This is a genomic window from Streptomyces sp. NPDC059142 (assembly GCF_042755665.1).
Lineage (GTDB): Bacteria > Actinomycetota > Actinomycetes > Streptomycetales > Streptomycetaceae > Streptomyces.
Map to the genome: position 1 here is coordinate 19,907 of NZ_JBHZDA010000092.1, position 7,421 is coordinate 27,327.

5 protein-coding genes and 1 tRNA gene are annotated in these 7,421 nt (G+C 74.1%); 3 read left to right on the forward strand and 3 right to left on the reverse strand.

Going from position 1 to position 7,421, the window contains the following annotated elements:
- Nucleotides 1-164: 164 nt before the first annotated feature.
- Nucleotides 165-728, reverse strand: coding sequence for an HIT family protein (locus tag ACFXPK_RS26485; RefSeq protein ID WP_384997163.1), 564 nt, complete (start codon nucleotides 726-728; stop codon nucleotides 165-167).
- A gap of 66 nt (nucleotides 729-794) precedes the next feature.
- Between ACFXPK_RS26485 and ACFXPK_RS26490 the strand changes: the two genes are divergently transcribed.
- Nucleotides 795-1,460, forward strand: coding sequence for a potassium channel family protein (locus ACFXPK_RS26490; RefSeq protein WP_384997165.1), 666 nt, complete (start codon nucleotides 795-797; stop codon nucleotides 1,458-1,460).
- A 39-nt stretch (nucleotides 1,461-1,499) separates the two neighbouring features.
- Here the strand turns inward: ACFXPK_RS26490 and thrS are convergent, their stop codons facing one another.
- On the reverse strand, nucleotides 1,500-3,476 hold the full coding sequence (gene thrS, locus ACFXPK_RS26495; protein WP_385079270.1) for a threonine--tRNA ligase: 1,977 nt from the start codon (nucleotides 3,474-3,476) through the stop codon (nucleotides 1,500-1,502).
- Nucleotides 3,477-3,731: 255 nt separating this feature from the next.
- On the opposite strand from thrS, the gene ACFXPK_RS26500 reads away from it, so the two are divergent.
- A complete protein-coding gene (locus tag ACFXPK_RS26500; protein ID WP_384997169.1) occupies nucleotides 3,732-4,568 on the forward strand; it encodes a 3'-5' exonuclease in 837 nt (278 codons plus the stop codon).
- Nucleotides 4,569-4,625: 57 nt separating this feature from the next.
- Here ACFXPK_RS26500 and ACFXPK_RS26505 read toward each other — a convergent pair.
- Nucleotides 4,626-4,697, reverse strand: a tRNA-Val gene (locus ACFXPK_RS26505).
- Between the two features lie 123 nt (nucleotides 4,698-4,820).
- Between ACFXPK_RS26505 and ACFXPK_RS26510 the strand changes: the two genes are divergently transcribed.
- Nucleotides 4,821-7,325 (forward strand): SCO7613 C-terminal domain-containing membrane protein, encoded by a 2,505-nt coding sequence (locus tag ACFXPK_RS26510; RefSeq protein WP_385079274.1) that lies wholly within the window; start codon nucleotides 4,821-4,823, stop codon nucleotides 7,323-7,325.
- Nucleotides 7,326-7,421 lie beyond the last annotated feature (96 nt).

Below are 7,421 nucleotides of genomic sequence, written 5' to 3' on the forward strand. Positions count from 1 at the left end.
GGGTGCGCGCGCCCCCCCACGCGCGATCACCCCCGCGCCCCCGCGCTGTGTGCGGGGGGCCCCCCCCCCCCCCCCCCCCCCCCCCCCCCCGCGCGCCCGCCCACACGCACGCGGGATCCCACGGCCCCGGCCGACCGCACGGCGGCGGGCCGCTCGGGCAGGGGCTACGAGCCGGTCGGCCAGGCGTCCGCCAGCATCGCGCGGGTGTCCGCCAGAAGCTGCGGCAGCACCCTCGTATGGCCGACGACGGGCATGAAGTTGGTGTCCCCGCCCCAGCGCGGCACCACATGCTGGTGCAGATGCGCGGCGATCCCGGCGCCCGCCGAAACACCCTGGTTCATCCCGATGTTGAAGCCGTGCGCCCCGGACGCGGCACGGAGCGCGGTCATCGCCCGCTGGGTGAGGAGCCCCAGCTCGGCGGTCTCCGCCTCGTCCAGCTCCGTGTAGTCGGCGACATGGCGGAAGGGCACGACCATCAGGTGCCCGCCGTTGTACGGGTAGAGGTTGAGCACCGCGTAGACCCGCTCGCCGCGCGCGATGATCAGCCCGTCCTCGTCGGATTTGGACGGGATGGAGCAGAAGGGACAGCCGTCCTCGGCGCCCGGCCCGCTGGGCTTGTTCTCACCCTGGATGTAGGCCATCCGGTGGGGCGTCCACAGGCGCTGGAACGCGTCCTGGGTCCCCACTCCGATCTGCTGCTCCGGCTCACTCGTCATGCTGTGCAGCATATGACTTCGCCCGTGCGAGGCGTGTCGCCGGGCCCGCACGGGCCGCCGCCCGGCGATGCTGGGCCGATGCATGTCCGCAACGGCCCCGACCGGCTGCGCGGCTGGGAGCGGCGTACGGAGCTGCCGCTGCTCCTGGCCTCGCCGCTCTTCCTCGCCTGCTACGCGGTACGCGTCCTCGACGAGGGTTCCGACCCGTTCTGGCGGGATCTCGCGCTGGCGCTGTCCCTGCTGATCTGGGCGGTCTTCGTGGTGGACTTCGGCGTACGGCTGGTCCTCAGCGGCCAGGGCGCGCGCTTCGTCAGGACGCACTGGCTGGACACGGTCGTGACGGTGCTGCCCCTGCTGCGTCCCCTGCGGATCGTCAACACGTACATGGCGGTCCAGCGGCGGCGCGACCGCCCCCGGCTGAGCCTGTACGGGCGGGTGATGGCGTACGCGAGCATCACCGCGGGCCTGCTCACCTTCGCCGCCGCGCTCGCCGTCTACCAGCAGGAACGTGACGCGCCCGGAGCCACGATCCGTACCTTCGGGGACTCCGTGTGGTGGGCCTGCTCGGCGATCACCACGGTCGGCTACGGCGATGTGACCCCGGTGACGCCGCTCGGCCGGCTGTACGCGGTCTTTCTGATGATGTGCGGGCTGGCGCTGCTCGGCGCGGTCACCGGTTCGTTCTCGTCCTGGCTGATCCAGGTCTTCGGCCGGGAGGACAAGGAGAGGCCCCCGGGGCGCTGACGCGCCTCCGGGGGCCCTGCCGATCCGCACGCTGCCGGGTCAGACCTGTACGCGGCGCTCCACCACGTCGAGGAGCTTCGCCAGCGCCTCGTCGCGCGGCACACCGTTCTCCTGCGAACCGTCGCGGTAGCGGAAGGAGACCGTGCCCGCGTTCATGTCGTCGTCCCCCACGAGGATCATGAAGGGGACCTTCAGCTTCTGGTGGTTCCTGATCTTCTTCTGCATCCGGTCGGAGGACGCGTCCACCTCGACCCGCAGCCCCTTGGCCCTCGCCGCCTTCGCGAAGTCCTGGAGGTACTCGACGTGCGCCTCGCCGATCGGGATGCCGACCGCCTGCACCGGCGCCAGCCAGACCGGGAACGCGCCCGCGTAGTGCTCCAGCAGCACCGCGAAGAACCGCTCGATCGAGCCGAAGAGCGCACGGTGGATCATGACCGGGCGCTGCTTGGAGCCGTCCGGCGAGGTGTACTCCAGGTCGAAGCGCTCCGGCAGGTTGAAGTCGAGCTGCACGGTCGACATCTGCCAGGTGCGGCCGATCGCGTCGCGCGCCTGCACCGAGATCTTCGGGCCGTAGAACGCGGCGCCGCCCGGGTCCGGGACCAGCGGCAGCCCCTGCTTCTCGGCCACCTCGCGCAGCGTCTCGGTGGCCTCCTCCCACGCCTCGTCCGTGCCGACGAACTTCTCGGGGTCCTTGGTGGACAGCTCCAGGTAGAAGTCGGTCAGCCCGTAGTCGCGCAGCAGGTTGAGCACGAAGGTCAGCGTCGAGTCCAGCTCGTCCGCCATCTGCTCACGGGTGCAGTAGATGTGCGCGTCGTCCTGGGTGAAGCCGCGGGCCCGGGTCAGACCGTGCACGACACCGGACTTCTCGTACCGGTAGACCGTCCCGAACTCGAAGAGCCGCAGCGGCAGCTCACGGTAGGAGCGGCCCCGGGCGTCGAAGATCAGGTTGTGCATGGGGCAGTTCATGGGCTTGAGGTAGTAGTCCACGCCCTCGTCGAGCTGCATGGGCGGGTACATGCCGTCGGCGTACCAGTCCAGGTGCCCGGACTTCTCGAAGAGCTTCCCCTTGGTGGCGTGGGGCGTGTAGACGAACTCGTACCCCTCCTCCTCGTGGCGGCGTCGCGAGTAGTCCTCCATGGCCCGGCGGATGATGCCGCCCTTGGGGTGGAAGACGGCGAGGCCGGAGCCGACCTCGTCGGGGAAGGAGAAGAGGTCCAGCTCGTTGCCGAGCTTGCGGTGGTCGCGCTTCTCGGCCTCGGCGAGGAACTCCAGGTGCGCCTTCAGCTCCTCCTTCGACGGCCACGCGGTGCCGTAGATGCGCTGGAGCATCGGGTTCTTCTCGCTGCCGCGCCAGTAGGCGGCGGCGTTGCGCATCAGCTTGAACGCCGGGATGTTCCGGGTGGTCGGCAGGTGCGGGCCGCGGCAGAGGTCCTTCCAGCACAGCTCGCCGGTCTTCGCGTCCAGGTTGTCGTAGATGGTCAGCTCGCCGCCGCCCACCTCGACATCCGCGCCGTCGTCGGTCGAGGCCGCGCCCTTGATGCCGATGAGTTCGAGCTTGTACGGCTCGTCGGCCAGCTCCTCGCGCGCCGCCTCGTCCGTGACGACCCGGCGCGAGAAGCGCTGTCCGCGCTTCTGGATCTCCTGCATCTTCTTCTCGATGGCCTTGAGGTCATCGGGGGTGAAGGGGGTCTCGACGTCGAAGTCGTAGTAGAAGCCGTCCTTGACCGGCGGGCCGATGCCCAGCTTGGCGTCGGGGTGCAGCTCCTGCACGGCCTGTGCCATCACATGCGCGGTGGAGTGGCGCAGGATGTTCAGACCGTCCTCGGAGGAGATCTCGACGGGCTCGACGACCTCGCCCTCGCCGATCGCGTAGGCGAGGTCCTTCAGCTCACCGTCCACCCGGGCGGCGACGACGGTGCGCTCGCCGGGGAAGAGTTCGGCCGCCGTAGTGCCCGTCGTCACCACGCGCTCTTCCCGCTCGGAATCGCGTTGGATGATCACACGGACGTCTGACACCGGTCTCTCCTGACTTGTGGGGTGCGCACCCTGCGCATGGCGTACGCACTGCGCATCGTACCGAGCCGGGCACCCCGCCCGCGAAACGGTTTGCCGCGACCGTGCCCGGCGGCCCCGGGCGTCCCGTGCGTCACCGTGTGGCGATGGCCGGACACGGCGCGTATCACGCCACCTGTCCGGGTATTACCGATTAGGGGCCGGTGGCGGACGATTCGCCATGGCGTGAGCAGTTCGAGACGCTCGGGGAGTTCGGTCATGACGTGTTGGTACGAGGGGCCGCTGGCCGCGTTCGGCACCGGGACGACGGGGGTGGACGTCGAGAGGGACCGGCTCGTCTCCGCCGCGCTGATCGTCCAGGACACGACGGGGATACGGCCGAGAGTGCGGCGCTGGCTGGTCGACCCGGGGGTGCCGGTGCCGCCCGGGGCCGCCGAGGCGCACGGGCTGACGGAGAACTTCCTGCACCGCAACGGACGCTGGCCGGCGCCCGTGGTGGAGGAGGTCGCCCGGGCGCTGGCGGAGCAGTGCAAGGCGGGCAGGCCGGTGGTGGTGATGAACGCGCCGTTCGGGCTGACGCTCCTCGACCGGGAGCTGCGGCGCCATCGCGCCTCCTCCTTCGGGCGCAGGATGGAGAACGCGCCGCTGTGCGTGCTGGATCCGCTGGTCCTCGACCGCCATCTGGACCGCTACCGCAAGGGCGACCGCGATCTCGCCCGGCTCTGTGCCGAGTACGAGGTGGGGGCGGACGCCGTACCGGAGGCGACCGACGACGAGCTGGCCGAGGTGACCGAGCCGGTCTGGCCCACCTGCCCGGAGTGGCCGCCCGCGCCGGCCGGGCCCTCCGCGCCGGTCACCCCGGCGGTGATGGCCGCGATGTCGGCCCTGTCGGCGCTGGAACTGGTCCGGGCGATCGGGCGCCGGTTCGCGGCCCGGATGGAGCGGCTCTCGCCGCAGGAGCTGCACACGCTCCAGGCCGTCTGGCACGCGGCGCAGACCCGCGGGCCCCAGGCATGGTTCTCGCGCGGCTCCGGGGAGGGCGCGACGGATCCCGCGTGGCCGCTCCGTCCCGAACTGCCCGCCACCGCCGCCTGATCCCTACGCCGGAACGCGCGAAGGCCGGTCCGTCGGGGACGGACCGGCCTTTCCCGGTGGGCGATACTGGGTTCGAACCAGTGACCTCTTCGGTGTGAACGAAGCGCTCTCCCACTGAGCTAATCGCCCGGGAACGACCTGAACCATACAGGCCCCGGCGGCCTTCGTTCAAACCGGAACCGGCGTACTCAGGCCGTGATCTGAGTAGCCGCGCCCATGGCAGGGGCTGTGTCCCGGACCACACTCCCCCGTATGGAGAACGTTTCGCACCCCGCCGGGGAACTGGCGCTCATCGACCGGGAATTGCGCTGGCTGGAGGTGCGCAAGGGTCAGTTGCTGACGCGCCGCGCCCACCTGGTGACCGTACTGTCCCGGCCCGCGCCCCAGCCGGCGACCCCGCTCGCGGCCGTCCGTGCCACCGGTTCCCCCGGCGCCTCCGGGCCGAGCGCGCAGAACGTGCTGCTCGCCCTCGGGGGCGTGCTGCTGGCGGTCGCCGCCGTCGCCTTCACCCTGCTGAGCTGGGGCCGTCTCGGCATCGGCGGGCGCTCGGCGGTACTGACGGTGATCACCCTCGCCGCGCTCGCCGCCCCGGTGGCGCTGGTGCGCCGGGGGCTCTCCGCGACGGCCGAGGCCGTGGCGGGGCTGGCTCTGGTACTGACGGTCCTGGACGCGTACGCGGTGTACGCCGTGGCGCTGCCGGAGGCGGACGGACTGCGCTGCGCGGCCGTGGCCTGCGGGGTGCTCGCCGCGGTCTGGGGCGGGTACGGGGCGCTGCTCGGCGCCTTGCGCGGTCCGCTCCCCGCCGCCGTGGTCATGGCCCAACTCCCGCTGCCGCTCTGGTCGATGGCGGGCGGCTGGACGCCCCTGACGGTGGCGTGGACGCTGCTGGCGACGGCCGCCCTGGACACGGCGGTCGCCCTGTGGCTGCTCTCCCACGCCCCGGCGGACCCGCCGCGGTACGCCGCGTCGCGGGCCGCGCGGGGGCTGGTGACCGCGGCCGCGTCCACCACCGGGGGCATGGCGCTGCTCGTGGCCGTCTGGTCGTCGGTGGGCGCGGGGACCCCGGCGGCGATGGCCGGGCCGGCCGTCCTGCTGCTCACCGGGGCCGCGCTCGGGCTGGCCGTGGCCTGGCGGGCGCCGGGGGCGGCGTGGCCGTGCGCGGCGGGAGCGGGGCTCGCCGTGGTCGCCGCGGTCGGCGCTCCGGTGCGTACGGCGCTGCCGGCGGGGTGGGCGGTGCTCGGGTATCTGCTCTGCGCCGCCGGTCTGCTGGCGCTGGTGAGGACCCGGCTGCCGCGGGGCGTGCTCCAGGGGCTGGGCGTGGCGGGCGGCGTGGTGACGGCGGCCGCGCTGCCGTGGGCGCTGCCCTCGGCCGTGTCCGCGCTGCTGGGCGGGGCGGCCCGTCTCCCGGAGATCTGGTCGGGAGTGCCGGACGGGACGCGGGCGGCGCTCGGGATCCGCCTCGGGGCGTTCTGGCAGATCACCGCGCCCCTGGCATTGGCGACGGCCGCCGGGGCGCTGTGCGCCGCGTACCGCCTGCTGCCGCGTCTCGCTCCGGAGGTCGTGCCGGTCACCGACGTACGGCGGACGCGTACGGCGGCGCTGTGCGGGGCGGGGGTGCTCGGCTGGGCCACGGTGCTGGTGATGCCGGTCGTGGCGGACGCGCCCTACGCGGTGGCGCTCGCCGTCCCGCTGGGCCTGACGGCGACCGCGCTGGCGCTCACCGTCCGGCCGCGGGGCCCGATGGGGGCGGCCGGGGCGCTCACCGCGCTGGTCCTCTCGCTGGCGGGCGCGGCCTCGGTGGCGCCGCTCTCCCTCGCGACCCGGCCGGCGACCCTGACCGTGTGTGCGGCGCTGACGGCGCTGTTCGCGGGCGCGGCGGTGGCGCTGCGCACCGCGCCGGTACGGGGCGGCGAGGGAAGCGGGGACGGGGTGCTCGGGGAGCCGGTGCGCGCGCTGGTGGCCTGTGTCTCCGTCGGTTTCGCGACGGCGCTGGTGGTCGCGGTCCCGGCGGCGGCCGGGCTGCCCGTCGAGGCCGTCGCGGTGGCGGTCCTGGCCGTACCGGCGGCGGTGGCGCTGCTCGGCGCGCGGCTGCGCGCCCACCCGGTGGCGGTGCCGGTCGAGAGCGCGGGCGCCGCCGCCGGGCTGCTCGCGGCCGGGCTCGCCCTGGGGAACCCGCCGGTGCTGGCGCTGGTGCTCGCGCTGGGCGGCGTGATCGCGGCCGGGACGGCGGTACGGGCCGAGCGGCGCCGGGTGGCGGGGTACGCGGCGACGGCCCTCCTCACCGCGGCGACCTGGGTGCGGCTGGGCGCGTCGGGGGTCTCGGTGATCGAGGCGTACACGCTGCCGGTGACGGTGGCCGCGCTGGCCGTGGGGGTGGCGCGGCGGCGCGGGGACCCGGCGGCGTCGTCGTGGACGGCGTACGGGCCGGGGCTCTCGGCGACGCTCGCGCCGAGCCTGGTCGCCGCGTGGGGCGACCCGCACTGGGTACGCCCGCTGCTGCTGGGGCTCGCCGCGCTGGCGCTGACGCTGGCCGGGGCGCGGCGGAGGCTGCGGGCGCCGCTGGTGCTGGGCGGGGCGGTGCTGGCGCTGGTGACGCTGCACGAGCTGGCGCCGTACGTGGTGCAGGTGGCGGGCGCGCTGCCGCGCTGGCTGCCGCCGGCCCTGGCGGGGCTGCTGCTCCTGGGGGTGGGGGCCACGTACGAGCAGCGGCTGCGGGACGCGCGCCGGGTACGCCGGAGCCTGGGCCGGATGCTCTGAGCGGTATGCGCCGGGCGGGGGGCGGGCGGGCAGCCCGGGCGGGGCCCCCGCCGGGAAAGTGCGGCGGGGGGGGGCGGGGGCGCGCTAGGGGGGGCT

Excerpts from the sequence above, each read along its gene's own strand:
- ACFXPK_RS26485 (WP_384997163.1), bottom strand. The coding sequence starts at position 728 with ATGCTGCACAGCATGACGAGTGAGCCGGAGCAGCAGATCGGAGTGGGG.
- ACFXPK_RS26510 (WP_385079274.1), top strand. The coding sequence starts at position 4,821 with ATGGAGAACGTTTCGCACCCCGCCGGGGAACTGGCGCTCATCGACCGG.
- ACFXPK_RS26500 (WP_384997169.1), top strand. The coding sequence starts at position 3,732 with ATGACGTGTTGGTACGAGGGGCCGCTGGCCGCGTTCGGCACCGGGACG.
- ACFXPK_RS26490 (WP_384997165.1), top strand. The coding sequence starts at position 795 with ATGCATGTCCGCAACGGCCCCGACCGGCTGCGCGGCTGGGAGCGGCGT.